Source organism: Flavobacterium sp. FG139 (assembly GCF_057809695.1).
The window spans coordinates 57,976-83,246 of sequence record NZ_JBMDKL010000011.1 but is presented as its reverse complement, the minus strand read 5'-3'; the positions used below and the strand labels follow the sequence as shown (position 1 = coordinate 83,246).

Below are 25,271 nucleotides of genomic sequence, written 5' to 3'. Positions count from 1 at the left end.
ATATTATGAAAAAAATAATCCTAACGGTACTTTTTTTAGTGTCAATTACTGGCTTCTCCCAACAAATTTACTTCCCCAAAAACTTATACCAAGACAGTACTGCTTTAGCAACCAACATGCCCGAATTGGCTAAAAAAACTATTGCATTTCTACAGCAAAAAAACGAGAACAATAAGGACCCTCTTTTTAGACTGCAATTGGTAGCCAAAAATTATGCTACTGTAGCTCCTACGATTCGCGAGTCAGCGCAAGAAACCTACAAAGACAGCACTTCAATTCGAGCTTTAGGTTTTCCGTTCAGGGTATATGCCAATACATTAAACGGCCATCCTAGTACTAAAGAAGACTTCAAGTCAACGTTCAACAAGCAATTTCACAAAATTTATGATGATCTAAATGAGGATGGACAAAATATGGTCGATCAATATTATGAAAAAGACCTTTCGCAATTAAAAAAAGATTTAGACGATAAACTCAAAGCTATTGAAACCAAAGAAAACCTTACTGTTGAAGAAGCTGTTGCCCTTTGTCGCAGTTACTGTAGTTATCTTACTTTTTCGAACACCTTAGCTTTAGCCAAAGAAATACTCAAAAAAATATCCGATGAAAAATACATCGTTGACGAAAATGTTACGCTGATCATGCCCGATGGCGGCACGGTAGCACTTACTGTAGTTCGCCTCCGAAAAGAAACGCAGCCATTACCTATCGTATTGATGTATAACATTTATGCCGGTGCCGATATTTCACGTTGTAAAGAAGCCGCCAATAGAGGTTTTGTAGGTATAGTGGCTAACACACGTGGTAAACGATTGAGTAAAGATGCTATCGAACCTTTTGAACACGATGCTAAAGATGCCTACGAAATCATAGATTGGATAAGTAAACAATCATGGTGCGATGGAAAAGTAGGCATGTATGGCGGCAGCTATCTCGGATTTAGCCAGTGGAGTGCCGTTAAGAAAAAACATCCAGCCTTAAAAACAATTGTACCGCAAGTTGCCGTGGGTATTGGAATTGATTATCCTATGGCTAATGGAGTTTTTATGAGTTATATGTTGCGTTGGATTCATTTTGTGACGAACGATAAACTTACGGATATAGGCGATTTTTCTGATACCACTCATTGGAATGAGGCTTTTAAAGAATACTATACTTCTGGCAAATCTTTTCGGGAATTAGACGCTATTGAAGGCAGACCTAATCCAATTTTTCAACGTTGGTTAGACCACCCAACCTATGATAGTTTTTGGCAAAACATGACACCTCAAAAAGAAGAGTTCAGCCAAATTGATATTCCTATATTGACCACCACTGGCTATTACGACGATGATCAATTGGGTGCTTTATACTATTACAAGCAATATCAAAAATGGAATAAAAGTGATAATTATTACTTGATTATTGGTCCCTACGATCACTTTGGAGCTCAAGGCTATCCAAAAGCAGCCTTAAACGATTACACCATAGATGAAGTCGCTAACATTCCGATTCAAGAAATTGTATTTCAATGGTTCAATTACACCTTAAAAAACGGACCAAAACCAGAACTGTTAAAAGACAAAGTCAATTATCAATTAATGGGAGCCAATACTTGGAACCATGCTCCTAGCCTAGCGAAAATGTCGAATGATAAACTAACCTTTCATTTGAGTAGTACTCAAAATAACGGAATTTATTCCTTAGCCTCTACTAAACTCCAAAAACTGAATTTTATCACTCAAACTATCGATTTTAAAGATCGAAGTGTGGTTAAAGTCAATAGCGAAAATAACTATTGCGGATTTGACGAAATACAACCTAAAAAACTTCCAGGAGACAAAAACCTCATCATTTTAGAAAGCCAACCATTACTAGAACCTGTAGCAATAACAGGTGCTTTAGAAGCTAACTTATTATTTGAATGCAATAAAAAAGATTTAGATATCGTAATTCAATTGTATGAAAAAAGACCCGACGGAACCTACTTTGCCCTTAGCAATAACATTCAAAGAGCCAGCTTAGCCAAAGACAGTACCAAAAGACAATTACTAAAACCAAATGCCATTGAATCTATACCGGTAACTAGTAACTTTTTAGCATGCAAACAATTACAAAAAGGCAGTCAGATTGTAATTTTACTCGGAGTTAACAACAGTCCTGATTGGCAAATTAATTATGGAAGCGGTAAAGATGTAAGTGACGAAACTATTAAAGATGCCGCAATTCCACTACAAATAAAATGGTATGGCAGCAGCACTTTTGAACTTCCTATCTTAAAATAACTGTTTATTTCTATTCCTAAATTAATCCTCTTAATTGAGGATTTTTTTGCATAGAGTTATAAACAAATATCACATTTAAACAGTTGATAATTAATAATTTAAAAGATTAAATATTTCTTAATTATGCTTACTTTTAATTCATTAACCAATTAAACTATTTAATTATGAATGTAAAAAACTTTATTGTAGGCGGAATTGTAGGCGGAATTGCCAACTTTCTGTTAGGTTGGCTTTTTTATGGAATTCTGTTGACTAGTATTTTTCCTCCAACTGGAAAAGAAAACATGACGTTTATCTTTTTAGGGTGCATGTCATTTGGATTCTTGCTTTCGTTTATCTTTTCTTTAGGTGAAACAGTTTCTAAATGTGTTCCGGGCATGAAAACCGCCGCAATGATTGGGCTTTTGTTAGGAATGTATTCTGATTTTTTTATGAATGTCAACAACACTGAAATTCATTACAAAATGATTGCCCTGGATATTTTAGTCACCATTGTCCTGTCGGCATTAGTGGGTGCTATTGTAGCGGTTGTTAATGGAAAAATGAAATAATTCTTTACATTTTAAATAGAAAACTCCTCGTACATGAGGAGTTTTTTTTATTCTAAAATAAAGTTCTATTCCATTCAAACTTAAAAACTGGAAGAAGCCGCTAAATCATTTCTAAAGTTATTTGGATTAAATCAAGCTTTTAACAAAAACCATCTAGAATTTAATTCTTTTGAATACCTTTGCCATTATTTGATTTTTACAAAAATGACAACTATCTCCATCAACGAGTTCTACAAAGAAATATTAGACGACAAATGTCAATTAACTGAATTATTTCTCAACGAACAAAACAACATTGATATTGGTCATTTCAATATTTTTAACATTGCTGAAATGAACAGCGCTTGTAAGTCGAAACCCATAATGCCCTACAACCGCAGGACCTATTACAAAATAAGTTTAATCAATGGTCATAATAAAGTTGAGTTTGCCGACAAAGAAATTGAAGTAAAACAAAAAGGTGTACTCTTTGCCTCTCCCAAAATTCCTTATCGATATACACCACAAAACGACAATCAATCAGGTTATTTTTGCGTATTTACTGCCGATTTTATGCACAAATCCAAGACCGCATTACACATTGATGCCTTGCCAATCTTCAATAGTAAAGGTGATTTTATTTATCAAATAGACGATAAACAATACAACGATATTGAGCAAATATTCTTAAAAATGAATACCGAAATCCAATCGGATTATGCGTTTAAATATGATTTATTGCGCAATTATGTCATCGAGTTAATCCACACGGGTCAGAAACTAAAACCGATTAAAGGCTCCAAACCCACTCACAATGCTGCCGCCCGAATAGCCTCGCTTTTTATCGAATTATTAGAACGACAATTCCCAATTGAATCGCCCAATCAAATTTTGCAACTGCGCACTGCCAAAGAATATGCCGAGAATTTGAGAGTCCATGTCAATCACTTAAACAAAGTTCTGAAAGAAGCCACAGGTAAAACCACCACTGAAATAATTGCCAGTCGCATTACGCAAGAGGCTAAAATACTACTCAAACAAACCAACTGGAATATTTCAGAAATAGCTTTTTGCTTAGGCTTTGATGAAGTGGCACATTTTTCTAATTTCTTCAAAAAACAAACCGCCTTTTCTCCATTAAGTTACCGAGAAGAATAATTATTTGAATTTTACAAATAACACTTTGAATCACGCAACAGTGTATTTCATAGAATCAAGCAACTTTGCAGTGTAATTAATTCATATTAAAATGACAAACACTGTAAACAAAATTGCCTTAGTAACTGGAGGCAGCCGTGGACTTGGAAAAGACATGGCATTGCAATTAGCAAAAAAAGGATTTGACGTAGTCATTACCTATCAATCGAAAAGTGAATTGGCTCAAGAAGTCGTAACCAATATCGAAGCATTAGGTCAAAAAGCTAAAGCTATTAAACTAGATGTGTCTGATGCAACTACTTTTGATTCCTTTGCCAACACACTTTCCACAACCCTACAAAACGAGTTCCATTCACAAACTTTGGCGGCTTTAGTCAATAATGCTGGAGTTGGTATTCACGCTTCATTTGCCGAAACCTCAATAGCACAATTTGATAGCATGGTAAACATCCATTTAAAAGGTGCTTTCTTTTTGACTCAAAAAATGTTGCCTTTACTACAAGACGGTGCTAGTGTTGTAAACATCTCTTCTGGTTTGGCACGATTCAGCTACAACGGTTATGCTGCGTATGCTGTTATGAAAGCGGCAATCGAATCGTTAAGCCGTTACCAAGCACTTGAATTAGGTGCTCGAAAAATTAGGGTGAATACCGTTGCTCCTGGCGCTATTGCAACCGACTTTGGTGGTGGTGCGGTAAGAGACAACCAAGACTTAAACAACCTAATTGCTTCAAGTACGGCATTAGGTCGCGTTGGTCAACCCGACGACATTGGTTCGGTAGTGGCCTTTCTGTGTAGCGATGACTCCAAATGGATTAACGCACAGCGAATTGAGGTTGCTGGTGGTGTTCATATCTAAAAATAAAAAGCCGCGTAGTAATAACGCGGCTTTTTATTTTTAAAACATTACTTAAAATGCCATTTATCTAAAACTAAGGTAATAATGGCATGAGGCCATGATTCAAAATTTTGCAGTGTCGCCCGAATGGGAAGTACCGAAGTGGACTTCCATTGTGGACTAATTGGGGTATACATACTGGCTTCATACACCAAGTCTTTATCAAATGGATTGCTAATATTCAATAAGGAAATGATGTTTTTTCGATCGGAACTTTCCTGAATAAATTCAATAACAATGGTCTTTTTCGGATTCAAGTTTTTCTCCACCACTTTCATACTGCTAATAGAGTCGCCTTGCACTTCACATTCTACAAAAACCGACTCACCGCAAAACAATTGCAACACTTTTTCTTTTACAAAATAAGGCGTATTTTTTACGTCCATGCCATATTGCTGGGTTTCGTCGGCCGCAATGGTCAATCGATAGGCATTGCGCATGGGTTTGTCGTTTTGAGAGAATACAACACTGGTACATAGTGTTAGCATTAGAATTACTAGTATCTTCATTTTCATATTAAAAAGGTATTATAATTTGGGGTGAACAAAATTTTATTTCTCAGTAAACAATTGCCATATATTGGTTTCGATACAGACCTTGAACTTAGTTAATCAATTCAAATTTAACAAAAAAAATCATACCCTACACATTAAAATAGCTATGAAAAAACTATTTTTACTTACATTAGATTATCTAATTAATATTTCAATTATTAATCAAATTTAAATTATATGAAATCAATAGTTACTTTATGTTCCATTTTAAGTTTCACATCGTTTATTTCTTGTAAAAAAAATGAAACACTAACTGGTTCAGAAAAATTAAATCCAGTTGCAAAAGAAAAAAAGGATAGTATAATACAACCACAAGCGCATACAGATTGCGATTACAGCACTATGTTATCCAATCCGAAAACGCCAAAAATGGCAAAAGAATTGTTTAATAATACCGCCAAACTTACCGATGAACCGTTAGACTATTTCGATTACATCTTAAATGGAACTGAAAATGAAAAGAAGTTTTACTTTAGAGTCATTACCAATTCTTATCAAATTTCAGACGGCGCCTATTCTGAAGGACTAGGTAGTTTTGGAAAAGAATATATTGAAAACCATCCCGAAGCTTTCGCTAGTTTTTTTGATCAAACCAATTGCTTTAATGATAACGACTTGAAAACTTGGGCTAAAATTGCGGTTCTCGAATTCGAAATAATCGATGACAATGTTGAAAGCAATAAAAAAGAAGCTCTGGTTTATGGCTACTGCCGAAAACTAATCAATGACAGTAAAAAATTTCCAGAAAGCAAACGAAAAACCATTACAAAATTTACGAAGCTGTTAAGTATTGAATGGGGTGAATTCTTAAAACATATTGATTAATTCATTATTCCTAAAACGACTTCAAATGATACGTGGCAAATGAAACATTACCAAAACATCATCCATGTTATTTTTTGTTTAAACAAATAATGAGACGTGTATTTAAACAAAATAAATCCTATATTTGAATATAATCATTTAACCAACCACCACTTATGAAAAACAAATTACTCTCGATTGCTTTTATAGCAGTGGCCAGTTTTTCTTTTGCTCAAACTGGAAAAACCCCATGGAACGTTACTACTAAAAAGTTAAATGCGACCACAGTAGCCAACAAACAGAATTTAATCAATCCAAGGTTGTACGAATTGGATGTTACCGAATTGCAGCAAGAATTAGCTCCAGCTCCAGCTCGATTTAGCAACAGCAGATCCAATGCTATCGTTAGTTTTCCCAATACTAATGGGCAAATGGAACGCTTCCGAATGATGGAATCGTCTAATATGGATCCGGCTTTAGCGGCGCGATATCCCGAAATTAAATCTTATGTGGGTCAAGGAATTGACAACCCAACCGCAACGATATACATTAGTTTGTCACCACTAGGCTTACAAACTATGATTTTAAGAGCCGATCAATCGGCAGAATTTATAGAGCCTTATACTTCTGACTTAAGCAGTTATTCGGTTTACAAAAAATCGGATAAATTGGCTTCTTTAAATAAATTTGAATGCAAAGTAATTGAACAAGCACAAAACGATTTAAAAACATCTAATGTTGCTCGACCTAACGCAGACGATGGTAACTTAAGAAACTTCCGTTTGGCCATGTCAGTAACTGGCGAATATACAGCCTATTTTGGCGGTACCAAAGCCTTAGCACTAGCTGCCATAAACAATACCATGACTCGTGTAAATGGTGTTTTTGAAAAAGATTTTGGCGCTCACATGAACCTAATTGCGAATACCGATTTAGTGATTTATACCAGTGCTTCTACCGATCCATACTCCGCAGCAACTGCAGGAGCTGGTGGGGCTTGGAATCAAGAATTGCAAACTACGTTAACTAATGTTCTAGGGAATTCAGCCTACGACATCGGACACCTTTTTGGTGCTTCTGGTGGCGGTGGAAATGCAGGTTGTATTGGTTGTGTATGTGTTAATCCAACGGTAAGTGTGCCTCTAGGAAAAGGAAGTGGATTCACTTCTCCAGCAGACGGCATTCCTTCTGGAGATAATTTTGACATTGATTACGTAGCACACGAAATGGGACATCAATTTGGTGCCAACCATACTTTTACACACAGTAACGAAGGAACTGGAGTTCAAATGGAACCAGGTTCGGGTTCTACCATTATGGGATATGCGGGTATCACAACATTAGATGTGCAACCACACTCCGATCCATACTTCCATGCAATAAGCATCCAACAAGTGACCAATTATATTAAAACCACCACGTGTCAAACTACTGTAGTAACTGGAAATGCCATTCCGACTGCCAATGCTGGTTTGGATTACACGGTTCCTAAAAGTACGCCTTTTATGTTAACCGGTGCCGGAACCGATGCTAATGGTGATGCGCTAACCTACAATTGGGAACAAATGGATTCTCAAAATACAGCGACAGCACCAAGTGCCACCAAAACTTCTGGAGTTAATTTTAGATCTTACAATCCTAGTACTGCAACTACACGTTATTTTCCTAGAATGTCATCAGTATTGACTGGTGCTACAACCACGGCTGGTTCGGAATTAACAGTCGAAGCCTTGCCTTCTGTTGCTCGTACTTTAAATTTTAGATTAACGGTTCGCGACAACAGAGCTGGTGGTCCTGCTAACAATAGTGACGACATGATTGTTACGGTCAATGCTACTGCAGGACCTTTTAGTGTTACAGCTCCAAATACAGCTGTTTCCTATGTTGGAGGATCCAGTCAAACCATTACTTGGGCTGTTGCAGGAACCACAGCAAATGGTGTAAACTGCGCCAATGTTGACATATTAATTTCTACTAATGGCGGAACAACGTGGTCTACATTATTAGCGGCTACTCCTAACGATGGTACGCAAGCAGTAACCATTCCTAACACACCAGGAACTACAAATAGAATTATGGTTAAAGGAACAAATCATATTTTCTTTGATGTTTCCAACACCAATTTTACCATTACGGCAGGTTCTTCGGATACTACGGCTCCAACCGCTCCAACGCTTTCGGCTTCTGGAACTACACAAACTACGACTAATCTATCGTGGTCGGGTGCTACAGACAATGTGGCTGTGACTGGATATGATGTATATCAAGGATCTATGCTACTTGGATCTACCACTACGGCTACTAGTTATGCAGTAACAGGATTATCAGCTGCTACAGCCTATTCCTTCACTGTAAAAGCAAAAGATGCTGCTGGTAATATTTCTGTTGCGAGTAATTCCGTTAATGTAACTACTCTTGCGGCATCAGATACAACCGCTCCAACCGCTCCAACACTTTCAGCTTCTGGAACCACACAAACTACAACAAATTTATCGTGGTCGGGTGCTACAGACAATGTGGCTGTGACTGGATATGATGTGTATCAAGGCGCAACTTTACTTGGGTCTACTACTACCGCTACTACTTTTGCAGTAACAGGATTAACAGCTGCTACAGCCTATTCCTTCACCGTAAAAGCAAAAGATGCTGCTGGTAATGTTTCTCTTGCAAGTAATACCGTTAATGTGACTACATTGGCCGCTACAGGCGGTGCATCCGATCTATTATTTTCAGAATATATTGAAGGAAGTTCTAATAATAAAGCTTTAGAAATTGCAAACAATACTGGAGGTGCAGTAAACTTATCCATCTATACCGTAAAAAAACAAACGAATGGAGCTGGTGCTTGGAGCACTGGTATTGCTTTAACAGGTACCCTAAACAATGGTGCTAAATTTGTGTTGGTAAACAGTTCTATTGCATTAGCCTGTTATGATGCGGCTAGTGCTAATGTTTCAACAGGTGGTGCCGAACTTACTTTCAATGGTAATGATGCGGTTGGTTTGTTTAAAAATGGGGTGTTAATCGACATCATTGGTACCTTCAATGGCGGTACTGCTAATTTTGCAATTGACACTACTTTGAGAAGAAAAGCAACAGTAACTGCTCCGAATACAACATTCAATTTATCAGGCGAATGGGATGCCTTTGCAGTAGATACTTGTGGTGGATTAGGAAATAAATTAGCGCCTTCAACAAATAACAGTACACTTGATTTTACCATTGCTCCTAACCCAATTAAAGGTGATGCCCTTTCTATTTCTTCAATTTCAGAAGGAAACTATAGAATCATCAATATCATGGGACAAGTTGTGCTACAGGGTTCCGTTGAAAACAATCAAATAATGATTGGAACTTTAGACAAAGGAATCTATTTATTAGAAATGACTTCTAACGAGCAAGTGATTACTAAACGTTTTGTAAAAGAATAAAACATAGAAAGTTTAAATTTTTAAAGCAGTTGTGATTTTTTTACAACTGCTTTTTTTACATCTTTCAAATATATTTTACAGTCAAAACCTATACAAACTCTTGTACTTCACAAAAAAATTACTATGCGTGCATAAAATTTAACATAAATACTATGCGTGCATAGTATTTTTTATTTATCTTTGATTCCGAAACTAAATCGATATCGTAATTCGATACTATTTATATGAAAGATAAAACAATAGACTATGTTCTTCGTGCTACGTGGCAAGCAGTTTCCCGAATGTACAACGAAGAAGCTTCTAAATTTGATGGTTCGATGGCCATCGGATTTGCTTTATTAAGCATCGATAAAGAAGACGGTACTCCTTCTACCTTTATCAGCAATCGCATGGGGATGGAACCCACTTCGTTAACACGAACCCTTAAAACTTTAGAAGAGAAAGGCTTAATTACCCGAAAGAAAAATCCTGAAGACGGTCGTGGCGTTCTAATATATTTAACCGATTTAGGCAAAGAAATGCGCGCCCAATCCAAAGAAACGGTTCTAAAATTTAACGAAAGTGTCAAGAAAAACATTTCTGAAGAAAAGCTGAATCACTTTATGGAAGTTGCCGAAGTGATTAATGATTTGATAACAGAGAAAAAAATATTTTAGAAAATATAAGAAAGAAACAAGAAGAAAGAAAACCGTTTGCATAAGAATCTTGGTTCTTGCATCTTGGTTCTTGCTTCAAAAAAATAATAATCAAAAATGAAAAGAATAATCAAAAAAGTGGCCGTAGTAGGTTCTGGAATCATGGGTTCTGGCATTGCGTGTCATTTTGCTAACATTGGTGTGGAAGTATTGCTTTTAGACATTGTTCCGAATGCACTCACCGAAGCCGAAGAGAAAAAAGGTCTTACGCTAGAAAGCAAAGTGGTTCGCAATCGCGTGGTAAACGACCATTTGGCAAATGCATTAAAATCGAACCCATCGCCTATTTACAGTCAGAAGTTTGCCACCCGAATTACAACTGGAAATACAACCGATGACATGGCTAAAATTGTTACTTGCGATTGGATTATCGAAGTGGTTGTAGAGCGTTTGGACATCAAGAAATTGGTTTTTGAACAAATTGACAAATTCCGCAAGCCAGGCACTTTAGTAACTTCCAATACATCTGGAATTCCGATTAAGTTCATGAATGAAGGTCGTAGTGAAGATTTTCAAGCGCATTTTTGTGGCACGCATTTCTTCAACCCTGCACGTTATTTGAAATTATTCGAAATCATTCCAGGACCAAAAACGTCACCTGAAGTACTAGAGTTCTTAACGAATTATGGATCACAATATTTAGGTAAAACTTCGGTCGTAGCCAAAGATACTCCGGCGTTCATTGGAAACCGTATTGGTATCTTCGGAATTCAAAGTTTGTTTCACTTGGTAAAAGAAATGGGATTGACCATTGAAGAAGTCGATAAACTAACTGGACCGGTAATTGGTCGTCCAAAATCGGCTACGTTCAGAACCGTAGATGTGGTTGGATTGGATACTTTAGTTCACGTAGCTAACGGTTTGTATGAAGGTTGCCCAAATGATGAAGCGCACGATTTATTCAAACTTCCCGATTTCATCACCAAAATGATGGAAAACAAATGGTTAGGAAGTAAAACCGGACAAGGATTTTACAAAAAAGAAGGCAAAGATATTTTGTCTTTAGACTTAGATACCTTAGAATATAGAGCCGCTAAAAAAGCGTCATTCGCCACGTTGGAATTGACTAAAACCATCGATAAACCCATCGATAGATTTAGAGTTTTAGTAAAAGGAAAAGACAAAGCAGGCGATTTTTATAGAAAGAATTTTGCAGCGATGTTCGCCTATTGTTCCAACAGAGTTCCCGAAATTACCGACGAGTTTTACAAAATAGACGATGCTATGAAAGCGGGTTTCGGTTGGGAAAACGGACCGTTTGAAATTTGGGATGCTATTGGTGTTGAAAAAGCGATCGCTATTATGGAAACGGAAGGCTATAAACCGGCCGCTTGGGTTACCGATATGCTAATTTCTGGAAACAAATCGTTTTATACCGTTAAAAATGGGAAAACGTGTTTCTACAACATTCCTACCAAATCACAAGAAGAAAAGCCAGGGCAGGATACCTTTATCATATTAGATAACATTAGAGAAAGTCATAAAGTTTGGGGCAACTCCGATGCTACCGTTTTCGATTTAGGAGACGGCATCTTAAACTTAGAATTCCATTCTAAAATGAACACCATAGGTGGTGGAGTATTAACGGCTATCAACAAAGCTATCGATTTAGCAGAAAAAGAATACCGCGGATTGGTGATTGGAAATCAAGGAACTAATTTCTCTGTTGGAGCCAACATCGGAATGATTTTCATGATGGCAGTCGAGCAAGAATACGACGAATTGAATATGGCCATCAAAATGTTTCAAGACACGATGATGCGCGTACGTTATTCTGCAATACCTGTAATTGTAGCACCTCACGGAATGACCCTAGGTGGTGGTTGCGAAATGAGTATGCACGCCGACAGAGTGGTCGCTGCTGCTGAAACCTACATTGGTTTGGTAGAATTTGGAGTGGGTGTAATTCCAGGTGGTGGTGGTTCTAAAGAAATGGCTTTACGAGCTTCTGATCTATTCCGTAAAAACGATGTCGAGCTGAATGTACTACAAGAAAACTTCCTAACTATTGGAATGGCAAAAGTAGCCACATCAGCTTATGAAGCGTTTGATTTGGGTATCTTACAAAAAGGAAAAGATATTGTGGTGGTAAGCAAAGACCGCCAAATTGCAGTTGCCAAACAAGTTGCATTACAAATGGCTGACCAAGGCTACACACAACCTGTTAGAAGAACCGACATCAAAGTATTAGGAAAACAAGCACTGGGAATGTTCTTAGTAGGAACCAACCAAATGGTAGCCGGAAAATACATCTCAGAACATGACTTAAAAATTGCCAACAAATTGGCTTACGTAATGGCTGGAGGCGATTTATCAGAACCAACATTAGTAAGTGAACAATACTTATTAGATATTGAAAGAGAAGCATTTTTATCACTTTGTACTGAAAGAAAAACGTTGGAGCGTATCCAATTTATGTTAACAAAAGGAAAACCGTTGAGAAATTAGAATCAAAAACCAAGAAGCAAGAAATAAGAAGCAAGATTTAAAATCTTTTCTCTTTTTTCTTTATTCTATTATCTAAAAAAAATGAAAACAGCCTATATAGTAAAAGCATACCGAACTGCGGTAGGAAAAGCTCCAAAAGGAGTGTTCAGATTCAAACGTCCTGATGAATTGGCCGCAGAAACCATTCAATTCATGATGAACGAATTGCCTGATTTCGACAAAACAAGAATCGACGACGTAATGGTTGGAAACGCCATGCCAGAAGCAGAACAAGGGTTAAATGTGGGACGATTAATTTCCTTAATGGGATTAAAAGTAACCGATGTTCCAGGTGTAACAGTAAATAGATATTGTGCTTCTGGATTGGAAACTATCGGAATGGCAACCGCAAAAATACAAAGTGGTATGGCCGACTGCATCATCGCTGGTGGTGCCGAAAGTATGTCATTCATTCCAATGGGAGGTTACAAACCAACTCCCGATTATGCCGTAGCGGCAGCAGGTCACGAAGACTACTATTGGGGAATGGGTTTAACGGCAGAAGCCGTTGCCAAGCAATTCAATGTGTCTCGTGAAGATCAAGATGAATTTGCTTTTAACTCGCATCAAAAAGCATTAAAAGCACAAGCGGAAGGTAAATTCGATAAACAAATTGTTCCGATAACTGTTGAACAAACGTTCATCAATGAAAATGGTAAAAAAGAAACCAAATCGTATACGGTTACCAAAGACGAAGGCCCAAGAGCCGATACCAATTTGGCGGCTTTAGGAAAATTAAAACCTGTTTTTGCAGCTGATGGTAGTGTTACTGCAGGAAACTCTTCACAAATGAGTGATGGTGCCGCATTCGTACTGATTATGAGTGAAGAAATGGTGAAAGAATTAGGTGTTACACCTATTGCACGATTGGTCAATTTTGCCTCAGCTGGTGTGGAACCAAGAATCATGGGAATCGGTCCAGTACAAGCCATTCCGAAAGCCTTAAAACAAGCAGGTTTAAGTTTAAATGATATCGATTTAATCGAATTAAACGAAGCTTTTGCCTCACAATCATTAGCCGTAGTAAGAGAATTAGGCTTAAACCCTGATATTGTAAATGTAAATGGTGGTGCTATTGCTTTAGGGCATCCACTAGGTTGCACAGGTGCGAAACTATCGGTACAACTTTTTGACGAAATGCGATTAAGAAAAAGCAAATACGGTATCGTAAGTATGTGTGTTGGAACAGGTCAAGGTTCTGCAGGAATATATGAATTACTATAATCAACCAACTATAAAAAAATAAAAAATGAGCGATATAACCAGAGGAGGACAATTCCTAGTTAAAGAAACCAAATGTGAAGACGTTTTCACACCAGAAGATTTCTCGGAAGAGCAAATCATGATGCGCGATTCTGTAAAAGAATTTTGCGATAAAGAAATATGGCCAAACAAAAATCGTTTTGAGGCTAAAGATTACGCTTTTACCGAAGAAGTAATGAAAAAAGCTGGAGAAATGGGCTTTTTGAGTGTAGCGGTTCCTGCAGAATATGGCGGAATGGGAATGGGATTTGTAGATACGTGTTTGGTATGTGACTATATATCAGGCGCTACAGGATCATTTTCTACTGCTTTTGGAGCACATACCGGAATTGGAACGATGCCCATTACATTATACGGAACAGAAGCACAAAAACAAAAATACGTGCCAAAACTAGCTTCTGGTGAATGGTTTGGAGCATATTGCTTAACAGAACCAGGAGCAGGTTCGGATGCCAATTCTGGAAAAACCAAAGCTGTATTATCAGAAGACGGAAAACATTATAAAATTACAGGTGGCAAAATGTGGATTTCCAACGCCGGTTTTTGTTCACTACTTATCGTTTTTGCACGTATAGAAGACGATAAAAACATCACCGGTTTTATTGTAGAAAATGACCCAAGTAACGGAATTACGATGGGAGAAGAAGAACATAAATTAGGAATTCGTGCCTCTTCTACGCGTCAAGTTTTCTTTAACGAAACCAAAGTTCCTGTTGAAAATATGTTAGCGGGCCGTGGTGAAGGATTTAAAATCGCCATGAATGCTTTGAATGTGGGTCGAATTAAATTGGCGGCCGCTTGTTTAGATGCACAACGTCGTGTAACTACCAATGCGGTACATTATGCTAACGAACGTATCCAATTCAATACTCCAATCTCAAGTTTTGGTGCTATCCGATATAAATTGGCAGAAATGGCAACCAGTTGCTATGCAGGAGAAAGTGCTACCTATCGTGCTGCTAAATCTATTGAAGATAGAATCAATGCCCGTATAGCAGAAGGAACATCCCATCAAGAAGCCGAATTAAAAGGCGTTGAAGAATTTGCTATCGAATGTTCTATTCTTAAAGTAGCGGTATCCGAAGACGTTCAAAATGCAGCCGACGAAGGTATTCAAATCTACGGTGGTATGGGATTCTCTGAAGATACGCCAATGGAAAGTGCTTGGAGAGACGCTCGTATTGCTCGTATCTATGAAGGAACGAATGAAATCAACCGCATGCTTTCGGTAGGAATGTTAATTAAAAAAGCCATGAAAGGCCATGTCGATTTATTAGGCCCTGCCATGAAAGTGCAAGAAGAATTAATGGGAATTCCATCATTTGATACTCCAGATTATTCTGAATTGTTTTCAGAAGAAAAGGAAATGATTGGAAAATTGAAAAAAGCATTCTTGATGGTAGCAGGTGCTGCGGTTCAAAAATACGGAATGGATTTAGACGCACACCAACAATTGTTAATGGCAGCAGCCGATATGCTTATTGAAATCTATATGGCCGAAAGTACCGTTCTAAGAACCGAAAAATTAGCCAAAAAAGAAGGAGAAGCCAAAGTACAAGAGCAAATAGCAATGGCCAAATTATACTTATACAAAGCCGTTGACGTGGTAACCCAAAAAGGAAAAGAAAGCATCATATCATTTGCCGAAGGCGATGAACAACGCATGATGCTCATGGGATTACGTCGTTTTACAAAATACACCAACATGCCTAATATTGTAGGATTGAGAGAAACCATCACTTCAAAATTAGTAGCGGAAAATAGTTATTGTTTTTAATTTTTAGTTAATTGTTTTGAAAACCACTTGAGAAATTGAGTGGTTTTTTTTATTCAAATATTTAAATAAAAAAGTGTTAAATATGAATTCTAAAAATACAAGGTGAAATAAAAAGCGTATTTATCTAACAATATTAAACTATTCTTAAGAAACTTAAAACTTTTTTAATATACTTTTGCTTACCTACTAATGCTAATCTAATAAGAATTATGAAAAAAGTAATTTTATTAACCTTGCTCCTAATGTACACGTTTAGTTTTGGAAAAACTACTACGATCACTCCCACGGATACTATTTGGTATGATGCTAATTATAAAGTTTCTACCAAACAGAATTCTGAAATTTATAAAATTACCCCTTATAAAATTAATGATAAATACCTGCATGTTTATTTTTATAAATCCAATCACAAAAATCATTTAATATCCTATAGTTTAGATGTTAATGACACCCAATTTGATGGAAAACGTACCTTTTATTATGAAAATGGAAATGTAAAAAACATCATTACTTACCGAAATAATTTAAAAGATGGAGTATATCTTGAGTATTATGAAAATGCAAAAATTTACATCAAAGGTGAATATTGTGATGATAGAAAAATAGGTCTCTTTATTATTAAAAACAAAAACGGTTCCATACATCAAAAAGAGTACTGGGAAAACGGTATCAAAACAGATAAATTTACTACAGATACATCAGTAACTTTAGAAGATTAATGCTTCATAAAAGCCACAAAAATTCAACAAAAACCACAAACTTAAAATAACTAAAAAGAAATTGGAAGTATTCAATTAAACCATTTCCTTTTTACCTCTACTATAATTCATCGTGTTTTATCCACTTTAGGAATAATACAAATCTGCAATTAAATAAAATATTTTGCTATTTTTACGCAAAACTAACTGTTTGCGTACCAAGATATTTCTCATAGGCTTTCAGTTTAATCAAAAAATTAAAATTAAAAGATATGAGTAAAAATCACTTTAAAATTTCGGTTATAATCGTATTTCAGCTGTTGCTAGTAAGTTGTAAAAACACCCAAGAAAAGATGCAAGATTATGTAAATAATTTCAATTCTTATGCATCATTATTACAAAATGGAATCATAACTTCAGCCAGTGCAGCAGCAGCTATTCCTGAAAATGAGATCCAAATTAATTTTCAAACCAATCTCGAACAGAACGACGATAGTAAAGAAATTTACAACAAAACCCTACCTTCATTAATTGCCAATTTACTAAAAAAAGATCCTACTTCTATGGATTTAGTTGATGAAGGAGTACATTTTAAAGTTGCTTTTTTAGCCGAAAACGGCGCCAACTTAGCCGAGTTGATAGTCGATAAAAAGAAAATGAATGAACTGTTAAAAGAACCTGCTGTTACGTCACCTGTTGTAGCTTCCAAAAACCCAAATTTGACCCCACAAATGCAGGAAATATTGGCATTATTAAATAAGAATATGCCCATTGAAAATAAAGCGGAAGGCACCAAAATATTGAAAATAGATATTACCGAAGCTAACGAATTGGTGAATAAAGTTGAAGTTCCTGATGATTATGCAGCCTTACTAAAAATGGATTCGGCCAATGAGCTCGTGAAAGAAAGCATCATTAGAAGTGGTGATTTTAGAAAAGTGATTTCGGCAGTGAGTCGATTTGGAATCACCACCGTTAAATACCAATATCAAAATGCCAAAGGCGCCGTGGTGAATACCATTACACTAACTCAAAACGACTTAAAATAAATGGAAAATGAAAGACCCGTTTGGAGGACTGTTTTAAGCATTTTTGTTACCTTATTTTTAGTGATACGATTGGTATATACTTGTTCTAAAATGAATGACAGAAAGACTAATGACTTAAATATCAACAACGTATTAAACGATAACTTAATCGAACAACGCCAATATCAAGAGAACATACAACGTGCCTTATTGAAAAAAAATAATGATATCTTGTACACCAGCTATCAAAGTTTAGATACGATAAATGATGCCCAAAAACAATTGTATAGTGTGATTAAATTGGCTAAAGATTCGCTAGTCACTTTCGATCTTACTACCAAAATAAAAGTGGATAAAAACTACTATTTTCAAAACAATCACGACGATTCGTTACGTCTGGCATTCAAATCACCAAAAGACTTAAATGTATTTATTCATGATTTTGAAAGTAACCAAAGTGAAGAACAAAATTTCAAAATATTGAAAAAAAATGTGAATTTAAAGCATTTCAAATTTGACAACCTACTACCCGAAACCAAAACTATTTCGTACACGATTACCAAAAATAACATCACTTTTAATGGATTTGCTTTATCCTTTAAAAATGATGAATTTCAGAGTTTTATTGAATTTGAAAGTCAAAAAATATCAGGTCTTGAACTTAAACTTGCCGCACTTTCTTTTTTAAGAACGAATCTAATATCATCTAAAAAGTAATTATGAAAAACGCACTTATTTCAATTTTTGGAGTACTTTTTTTTGGAAGTATTTTCAGTTGTCAACAAAAAACAACTGATACTCCAAAGGAAATAGAGTCTATCAAAAAGCTATTACAAAAAGAAGCTTCGAGTTGGCGTAGTGCTAATTTCAAAGAACATTCTGACTGTTGGTACCTTCAACCTTACAGTAGAATACTAGTTTCATTGGCAGATGGACATACTTTTGATGTGCCACCGAGCGCCATGAAAGATTCGAAAACAACAATGGGTAACGGTGGAAAAGCCATTCAAACAAACTTTAAATTTAAAATTAATGAAAACGATGCTTGGGTAAGCCATGATGAAGTTTCGATAGCTAAAGACGGACAAAAAACATTTTCTTACGAAATTAGAATGCTTGAAAAAATTAACAATCAATGGAAAATTGTTGGGCAATCCATTCATATTTACAATCCAAAATAAGAATTACACCTCGATTGGAAATTATCTAACACTAAGAATGATTTAAGTAAAAATTAACTTCATACCACTTAATTTTATTTAACTTTGATAAAAAACATTATTCTAATGAAAAAAATCATCCTCTTTTCTGCTTTAGCTCTAGGAATCATCGTTGCTTGCAAGTCGGGTTCCGATTCGAAATCCAATGCACTAACCATTTCTTTAGAACCCAAAAGTGGCAGCAATGTGACTGGAACGGCAACTTTTACTGAAAAAAATGGCATTGTTAACTTTGAAGCCAAATTATCCGGATTAAAACCAGGTGTACATGGAATTCACATTCATGAAAAAGCCGATTGCTCTGCTGGTGATGCTGCTTCTGCTGGCGGACATTGGAATCCAACGCATGTTAAACATGGAAAATGGACTGATGCCGAGCATCACAAAGGTGATATTGGCAACTTTACCGCTGATGAAAACGGCAATGCTACCGTAACCTTAAAAACCGACGAATGGTGTATTGGTTGTGGCGATGCCAACAAAGACATACTTGGAAAAGGACTTATTGTTCATGATAAAGCCGACGATTTTGTAACACAACCTACTGGAAATGCAGGTGCAAGAGTAGCTTGTTCTGCCATTATAAAATAAGTTTTATAACGTTCAATTTAAGACACCAAAAATTTGCAATTCACGCATTTTTTGGTGTCTTTTACTTTTAATTATGGAAGACAAATTACACCTTTATTTTAAAAATGCTGAAGAATGGCGTGAATGGTTGCACGAAAATCATCTACATTCTAAAGGCGTGTACCTGATCTTTTATCGAGTGAATAGTACTTTTGAAAGTATGCGATGGGAAGAAGCTGTTCAAGTGGCCTTATGCTATGGTTGGATCGATTCTACCGTTAGAAAAGTTGACGACGAACAACGAAAACAAGCCTTCGGACCACGCAAAGACAAAAGTGTTTGGAGTAAAGTGAATAAGAATTATGTCGAAAAACTGATCGCAGCCAATTTGATGCACGAGAGTGGGTTAAAGAAAATTGAAATTGCCAAACAAAATGGGTCATGGGAATCACTCGATGCAGTTGAAAATTTAGAAATACCATCCGATTTACAGCTTGCCTTCAACTCTAATTCGGTAGCTTATACCAATTACCAAAGCTTTAGTTTTCATTACAGAAAAAGTTATTTATATTGGCTCAATCAAGCTAAAAGAGAAGAAACTAGAACCAATAGAATTTCAGAAATTATCAAGCTTTGCGAACAAAATATCAAAACCAGACATTAAAATTAGAACCTTTTCATAAAATATACATAAGCTCTTCTTGAGCTTTTTTTTGTTTAAAAAAGATAATTAAAAGTTAAAATTTCTTATTTAATAGTATTACTATTATATTTGCATTAAATAATATTAAAAATGAAAAGCTTACTTTCCAATATTGTCATCACCGTAAATGACAAGTTGTATGTTAAAAATCCCGAAACCTCTGATTTAGGAAAAAAAATCATTGAACAAAGTATTCTTTTAATGGATGAAATTGGGTTTGATAATTTCACTTTTAAAAAATTAGGTGAACGAATCGGCTCCAATGAAAGTTCGATTTACCGCTATTTTGAGAGTAAACATAAATTGTTATTGTATTTATCATCATGGTATTGGGCATGGATAGAATATCGAATGGTTTTTGAAACAAATAATATTGTCAATCCGAAAGAAAAATTATTGAAAGCCGTTACCATTGTCACAGAAAAAATTGAAGACGATTCCAATACACTACACATTAATGAAGCTACTCTAAATAAAATTATAATTGCAGAATTCACCAAAACTCTTTTGACTAAAGAAGTTGATGAAGAGAATAAAATTGGATTGTTTTTGGTGTATAAAAGAGTCATTAATCGCATTATTGATATGATTATTGCAGTAAATCCAGAATTTCCATTTGCTAAAAGTTTAGCATCCTCTATTGTAGAAGGAGCATTGCACCAGCATTTTTTAAAAGATCATTTAAAAACCATCACGAATTGTAATGAGTTGGTTTCGCCAACGAATTTTTATATTACTATTTTAGATAAAACATTAGAATAAATGACAACACAATCACCTTTACAACGCTTTTTTAGCTTTTTAAAATTAGACAGAAAAGACATTTCACAATTGTTTTTTTATGCCATTTTTGCTGGTTTAGTGAGTTTATCACTTCCACTAGGAATTCAAGCTATCGTAAATTTAATTCAATCTGGACAAGCAAGTGTATCTTGGGTTGTTTTGGTTGTTATCGTAGTATTTGGAGTCGCTTTAGTAGGAATTCTATCCTTAATGCAACTACGAATTACCGAAAACCTACAACAAAAAATATTTGTTCGATCGTCTTTCGAATTTGGTTATCGATTGCCAAAAATCAAATTTGAGGAATTCTACAACCAATATCCACCTGAGCTAGCCAATCGCTTTTTTGACACGCTTACCATTCAAAAAGGAACATCAAAATTACTGATAGATTTTTCTACATCATTACTTCAAATTACGTTTGGAATTATTTTATTATCATTATACCATCCTTTCTTCATTTTCTTCGGAATATTATTACTTTTATTATTGTATTCAATTTTTAGATTTTCATATAAATCGGGACTTGCTACCAGCTTAAAAGAATCTAAATACAAGTACAAAGTGGTTGGCTGGTTACAAGAATTAGCTCGGAATAATTTTAGCTTTAGACGAAAAGACACTTTTGAATTTGCCTTACGTAAAAACGATTATTTAGTAGGGGAATATCTCAACTATCGTGAAAAACATTTTGGAATATTAAAAAGACAGTTCATTCAACTCATTGTTTTTAAAGTACTAATAACAGCAAGTTTATTGCTTATTGGCGGATTTTTGGTGCTTAATCAACAAATGAATATTGGACAATTTGTAGCTGCAGAAATCATCATTTTATTGGTCATAAATTCAGTAGAAAAAATCATTACTGGATTGGAAACCTTCTATGATGTGTTGACTTCCATAGAAAAAATTGGACAGGTATCCGATTTAAAAACTGAAGATGTTAGAACAAATCAAAATGAATTTTGCTTCACCGACATCGCATTAGAAATGGAAAAACTATCGTACCAATTCCCAGATTCCAATGATTTAATTATCAATCAAGTGAATTTGAAAGTGAATCCGAACGAAAAAATACTTTTAGAGGGCGAAAATGGTTCTGGCAAAACTACTTTAATGCGATTGCTTTCTGGATTATTGCAACCCACATCGGGCTCCTTATACATTAACGATGATACTTATAGAAAAATTGATTTAGCGCTATATCGTTCTCAAATCAGTACGATAATTAATGGAGAAACTCCCTTTGAAGGTACCATTTTGGAAAACATCACTTTTAATAATACTTTGATCGATAATGAAGATATTAAATGGGCGATTGAAAGTGTGCAATTGGGCTCTTTTATCAAATCGTTACCTGACGGTTTGAATACCAAAATATTTCCGGAAGGCAGACAATTATCGTCTTCTAATGCTCAAAAAATTCTTTTAGCACGCAGCATTATTAACAAACCTAGAATTCTATTCTATGAAGATCCATTAGATAAAATGGACGATTCATCAGCAAAAGAAATCATCGATTTTATTATGGATAAATCCCATAAATGGACTGTAATTGTATCGTCTAAAAATCCGTATTGGAAAGAAAAAATCCAACGTGTAATTCATATGAAAAATGGTATCATCATCACAGACACTAAAATCAAGTAATCATGCTCAATATTTCATCTAAAAATCCAATTACCGAAAATATTGATCAATTCAATACGGTAAAAAACTTACAAAACCGACCGCATTACAAAATCTTAAACCGAATTATTTTAGGCGTTTCGCTCATTTGTTTGCTTATTTTATTTTTACCTTGGACGCAAAACATATCGGGTTCTGGAGCCGTAACCACTTTAAAACCAGATCAACGCCCACAAACTATTCAAACTGCTATTGCTGGACGAATTGAAAAATGGTACGTGAAAGAAGGCGACTTTGTGCAAAAAGGCGATACGATTTTATACATTTCTGAAATAAAAGAAGATTACCTCGACCCCAATTTAATGGAAAACACCAAAAATCAAGTGGATGCCAAAAAAATGGCGCAACAATCTTATGGGGGTAAAGTGATTTCATTGTCGAGTCAAATGGCTGCGATTGAAAATGAGAAGAAATTAAAACTGCAACAAGCCAAAAACAAAATCCGTCAAGCCATTTTAAAAGTTAAAAGTGATAGCATGGATTTGGTGGCGGTTCGAACGCAACTTAAAATTGCAACTACCCAATTTAACCGATCGATTACTTTAAATAAAGAGGGGCTAAAACCACTAACAGATGTAGAGGAAAAACGATTAAAACTTCAGGAAATTGAGGCCAAAATCATTACCCAAGAAAATAAATTCATTAGTAGTGAAAACGAATTAATTAATGCTAAAGTCGAAGTCAATCGCATTGCCGCCGAATACAATGAAAAAGCATCTAAAGCGCAAAGCGAACAATATACCGCGTTGAGCAATCAATATGATACCAAAGCACAAGTTAACAAACTAGAAAATCAATACACCAATTATAAAATTAGAAATGGGATGTATTTCATCAAAGCACCGCAAAGTGGCTATGTGAATAGAGCCATTCAATCGGGAATTGGTGAAACTATCAAAGAAGGCACCCAAATTGTAAGTATCATGCCTTCAAAATATGATGTCGCTGTAGAAACTTTTGTGAGTCCAAATGACTTGCCCTTAATCCACAAAGGAGAAAAAGTTAGAGTTTGGTTTGATGGTTGGCCAACCATTGTGTTTTCGGGTTGGCCTAATATGTCGTATGGAACTTTTGGCGGAAAAATTGTAGCTGTAGAAAACTTTATAAGTGATAATGGCAAGTTCCGAATTTTGATTGCTCCCGACCAAGAAGAAGCGCAGTGGCCAAAACAAATAAGTATGGGTTCTGGGGCTAAAACGTTGGCTTTATTAGACAATGTTCCGGTTTGGTTTGAAATATGGAGAACGTTAAATGGCTTCCCTCCTAACTATTATCAACCAAAGAATAAAACTTCTAAAGAGAAAAAATAATGAAATATGTTATTGCATTTTTATGGTTCAGTTGTTTTTGTGTGGGTCAAAATTCAAATCTAAAAGAACTTTCTTATAACGAATATTTAGGGTTTGTAAAAAAATACCATCCTTTGGTAAAAAGTGCCAACTTAGGCATAAGTGCAGCACAGGCTAATTTGATGATGGCTCGCGGTGGATTTGATCCTAAAATTGAAATCGATTACGATAAGAAACAATTTAAGGATAAAGAATATTACTCGTTGCTCAACAGCAGTTTTAAAATTCCGACTTGGTATGGTATTGAAGTAAAAGCTGGATTTGATAATAACGAAGGAATGTACCTCAATCCTGAAAATACGGTTCCAAATAGGGGTTTAACCTCTTTAGGCATCAATGTTCCGTTAGGACAAGGTTTATTGATTAACCAAAGAATGTCCGACTTGAAAAAGGCTAAAATTCAATTAAAATTGAGTCAAGCCGAACGCAAATTAAATGCTATTGCTGTTTTGTATGATGCTTCATTGGCGTATTTCAATTGGAAACGAAATTATAGCGAAGTAAAACTATATGAATCGTATTTAAAAAATGCAGAATTACGTTATAACGGAATCAGAAGTTTGATACGAAACGGCGACAAACCCTCTATTGATTCAGTAGAAGCTAAAATTATTGTCCGAAACCGATTGTTGAGTTTAGAGGATTCGAAATTAAAATTAGCCAAGTCTAAACTAGAATTAGCTAACTTTTTATGGTTAGAAAACGATGTACCAATGGAACTTCAGGACGACATCACACCTGAAGAAAATTTAGAAAATACCATCCAACAAACTTTAAAAACAAATGAACTATTAGTAGATCAACCTTCTATTGAAAATCATCCTAAAATCAATTCTTTACAGAACAAAATTGCACTATTAGATGTAGAACGCAAATTAAAAGCCAATTCGTTACTTCCCAAAATCGATATTGGATATCATTATCTATCCGAACCCAATTATTGGAACACCACTAATTTTAACAACTACAAAGTAGGACTGAATTTTTATTTTCCTTTGTTTTTAAGAAAAGAAAGAGGCAGTTTACAACTCACAAAATTTAAAATACAAGACAGTCAATTTGCCTTGAATTTAGAGAAAGTACAGTTGACTAACAAAATAAATGCCCAACAAACTGAACTTAAATCGTTAGAAAAACAACGAAAATTAATTGCTGAATTAGTGAATGATAATAGTGTTATGTTGGCTTCTGAAGAGCGTTTATTTTCGTTTGGAGAAAGTTCCATTTTTCTAATCAATACTAGAGAAAATAATTTAGTCAGCACGCAACTTTCTAAAATTGTATTAGAAAACAGGTACCTAACTTCAAATGCCGAATTGTTTAAAATTATGGCAAATACAGAATAAATTTACTCAAATACCCTAGCTTTG

At 35.4% G+C, this 25,271-nt stretch carries 21 protein-coding genes; 20 read left to right on the top strand and 1 reads right to left on the bottom strand.

The genetic code is table 11. The features are described from left to right. Window positions 1-5: 5 nt before the first annotated feature. The 4 genes from ACODSI_RS10770 (at window position 6) to ACODSI_RS10755 (ending at window position 4,811) form a co-directional block, all read left to right on the top strand. The gene (locus ACODSI_RS10770) at window positions 6-2,264 is read left to right on the top strand and encodes a CocE/NonD family hydrolase (RefSeq protein ID WP_488916860.1); all 2,259 of its coding nucleotides are present in this window, start codon (window positions 6-8) and stop codon (window positions 2,262-2,264) included. 164 nt (window positions 2,265-2,428) lie between these two features. Further along, window positions 2,429-2,815 (top strand): hypothetical protein, encoded by a 387-nt coding sequence (locus ACODSI_RS10765; RefSeq protein WP_488916859.1) that lies wholly within the window; start codon window positions 2,429-2,431, stop codon window positions 2,813-2,815. Between the two features lie 204 nt (window positions 2,816-3,019). After that, window positions 3,020-3,952 (top strand): helix-turn-helix domain-containing protein, encoded by a 933-nt coding sequence (locus tag ACODSI_RS10760; RefSeq protein WP_488916858.1) that lies wholly within the window; start codon window positions 3,020-3,022, stop codon window positions 3,950-3,952. A 91-nt stretch (window positions 3,953-4,043) separates the two neighbouring features. After that, window positions 4,044-4,811: an SDR family NAD(P)-dependent oxidoreductase gene (locus tag ACODSI_RS10755; protein ID WP_488916857.1), complete on the top strand. Its 768-nt coding sequence runs from the start codon at window positions 4,044-4,046 to the stop codon at window positions 4,809-4,811. Between the two features lie 47 nt (window positions 4,812-4,858). Here the strand turns inward: ACODSI_RS10755 and ACODSI_RS10750 are convergent, their stop codons facing one another. Further along, window positions 4,859-5,359, bottom strand: a complete 501-nt coding sequence (locus ACODSI_RS10750; RefSeq protein WP_488916856.1) for a hypothetical protein — start codon at window positions 5,357-5,359, stop codon at window positions 4,859-4,861. 222 nt (window positions 5,360-5,581) lie between these two features. On the opposite strand from ACODSI_RS10750, the gene ACODSI_RS10745 reads away from it, so the two are divergent. The 16 genes from ACODSI_RS10745 to ACODSI_RS10670 all read left to right on the top strand — a co-directional run bounded on the left by ACODSI_RS10745 (window position 5,582) and on the right by ACODSI_RS10670 (window position 25,247). Next, window positions 5,582-6,229, top strand: coding sequence for a hypothetical protein (locus ACODSI_RS10745; RefSeq protein WP_488916855.1), 648 nt, complete (start codon window positions 5,582-5,584; stop codon window positions 6,227-6,229). 155 nt (window positions 6,230-6,384) lie between these two features. Then, on the top strand, window positions 6,385-9,639 hold the full coding sequence (locus ACODSI_RS10740) for a reprolysin-like metallopeptidase (RefSeq protein ID WP_488916854.1): 3,255 nt from the start codon (window positions 6,385-6,387) through the stop codon (window positions 9,637-9,639). Window positions 9,640-9,863: 224 nt separating this feature from the next. After that, window positions 9,864-10,295: a MarR family winged helix-turn-helix transcriptional regulator gene (locus ACODSI_RS10735; RefSeq protein WP_488916853.1), complete on the top strand. Its 432-nt coding sequence runs from the start codon at window positions 9,864-9,866 to the stop codon at window positions 10,293-10,295. A gap of 96 nt (window positions 10,296-10,391) precedes the next feature. Then, on the top strand, window positions 10,392-12,782 hold the full coding sequence (locus ACODSI_RS10730; protein ID WP_488916852.1) for a 3-hydroxyacyl-CoA dehydrogenase/enoyl-CoA hydratase family protein: 2,391 nt from the start codon (window positions 10,392-10,394) through the stop codon (window positions 12,780-12,782). Window positions 12,783-12,863: 81 nt separating this feature from the next. Then, a complete protein-coding gene (locus tag ACODSI_RS10725; RefSeq protein ID WP_488916851.1) occupies window positions 12,864-14,045 on the top strand; it encodes an acetyl-CoA C-acyltransferase in 1,182 nt (393 codons plus the stop codon). 25 nt (window positions 14,046-14,070) lie between these two features. Then, window positions 14,071-15,861, top strand: coding sequence for an acyl-CoA dehydrogenase FadE (locus ACODSI_RS10720; protein ID WP_488916850.1), 1,791 nt, complete (start codon window positions 14,071-14,073; stop codon window positions 15,859-15,861). A 209-nt stretch (window positions 15,862-16,070) separates the two neighbouring features. Then, entirely contained in the window at window positions 16,071-16,580 is a 510-nt protein-coding gene (locus tag ACODSI_RS10715; protein ID WP_488916849.1) for a toxin-antitoxin system YwqK family antitoxin, read from the top strand. Window positions 16,581-16,831: 251 nt separating this feature from the next. Then, window positions 16,832-17,608: a hypothetical protein gene (locus ACODSI_RS10710; protein ID WP_488916848.1), complete on the top strand. Its 777-nt coding sequence runs from the start codon at window positions 16,832-16,834 to the stop codon at window positions 17,606-17,608. Beyond that, window positions 17,609-18,304: a hypothetical protein gene (locus ACODSI_RS10705; protein ID WP_488916847.1), complete on the top strand. Its 696-nt coding sequence runs from the start codon at window positions 17,609-17,611 to the stop codon at window positions 18,302-18,304. A 2-nt stretch (window positions 18,305-18,306) separates the two neighbouring features. Further along, entirely contained in the window at window positions 18,307-18,768 is a 462-nt protein-coding gene (locus ACODSI_RS10700) for an endo-arabinase (RefSeq protein WP_488916846.1), read from the top strand. Between the two features lie 105 nt (window positions 18,769-18,873). Next, complete coding sequence (locus ACODSI_RS10695) at window positions 18,874-19,398, top strand: superoxide dismutase family protein (RefSeq protein WP_488916845.1); 525 nt, start codon at window positions 18,874-18,876, stop codon at window positions 19,396-19,398. A gap of 73 nt (window positions 19,399-19,471) precedes the next feature. Further along, complete coding sequence (locus tag ACODSI_RS10690) at window positions 19,472-20,041, top strand: YdeI/OmpD-associated family protein (protein ID WP_488916844.1); 570 nt, start codon at window positions 19,472-19,474, stop codon at window positions 20,039-20,041. Between the two features lie 129 nt (window positions 20,042-20,170). Continuing rightward, window positions 20,171-20,842 (top strand): TetR/AcrR family transcriptional regulator, encoded by a 672-nt coding sequence (locus ACODSI_RS10685; RefSeq protein ID WP_488916843.1) that lies wholly within the window; start codon window positions 20,171-20,173, stop codon window positions 20,840-20,842. Further along, window positions 20,843-22,513 carry a peptidase domain-containing ABC transporter gene (locus ACODSI_RS10680; RefSeq protein WP_488916842.1) on the top strand — a complete coding sequence of 557 codons (1,671 nt, stop codon included), beginning with the start codon at window positions 20,843-20,845 and terminating at the stop codon, window positions 22,511-22,513. Window positions 22,514-22,515: 2 nt separating this feature from the next. Beyond that, window positions 22,516-23,862 (top strand): HlyD family secretion protein, encoded by a 1,347-nt coding sequence (locus tag ACODSI_RS10675; protein WP_488916841.1) that lies wholly within the window; start codon window positions 22,516-22,518, stop codon window positions 23,860-23,862. Next, window positions 23,862-25,247: a TolC family protein gene (locus tag ACODSI_RS10670; protein ID WP_488916840.1), complete on the top strand. Its 1,386-nt coding sequence runs from the start codon at window positions 23,862-23,864 to the stop codon at window positions 25,245-25,247. The genes ACODSI_RS10675 and ACODSI_RS10670 overlap by 1 nt, the downstream gene beginning before the upstream one ends. The last annotated feature ends 24 nt before the right edge of the window (window positions 25,248-25,271 follow it).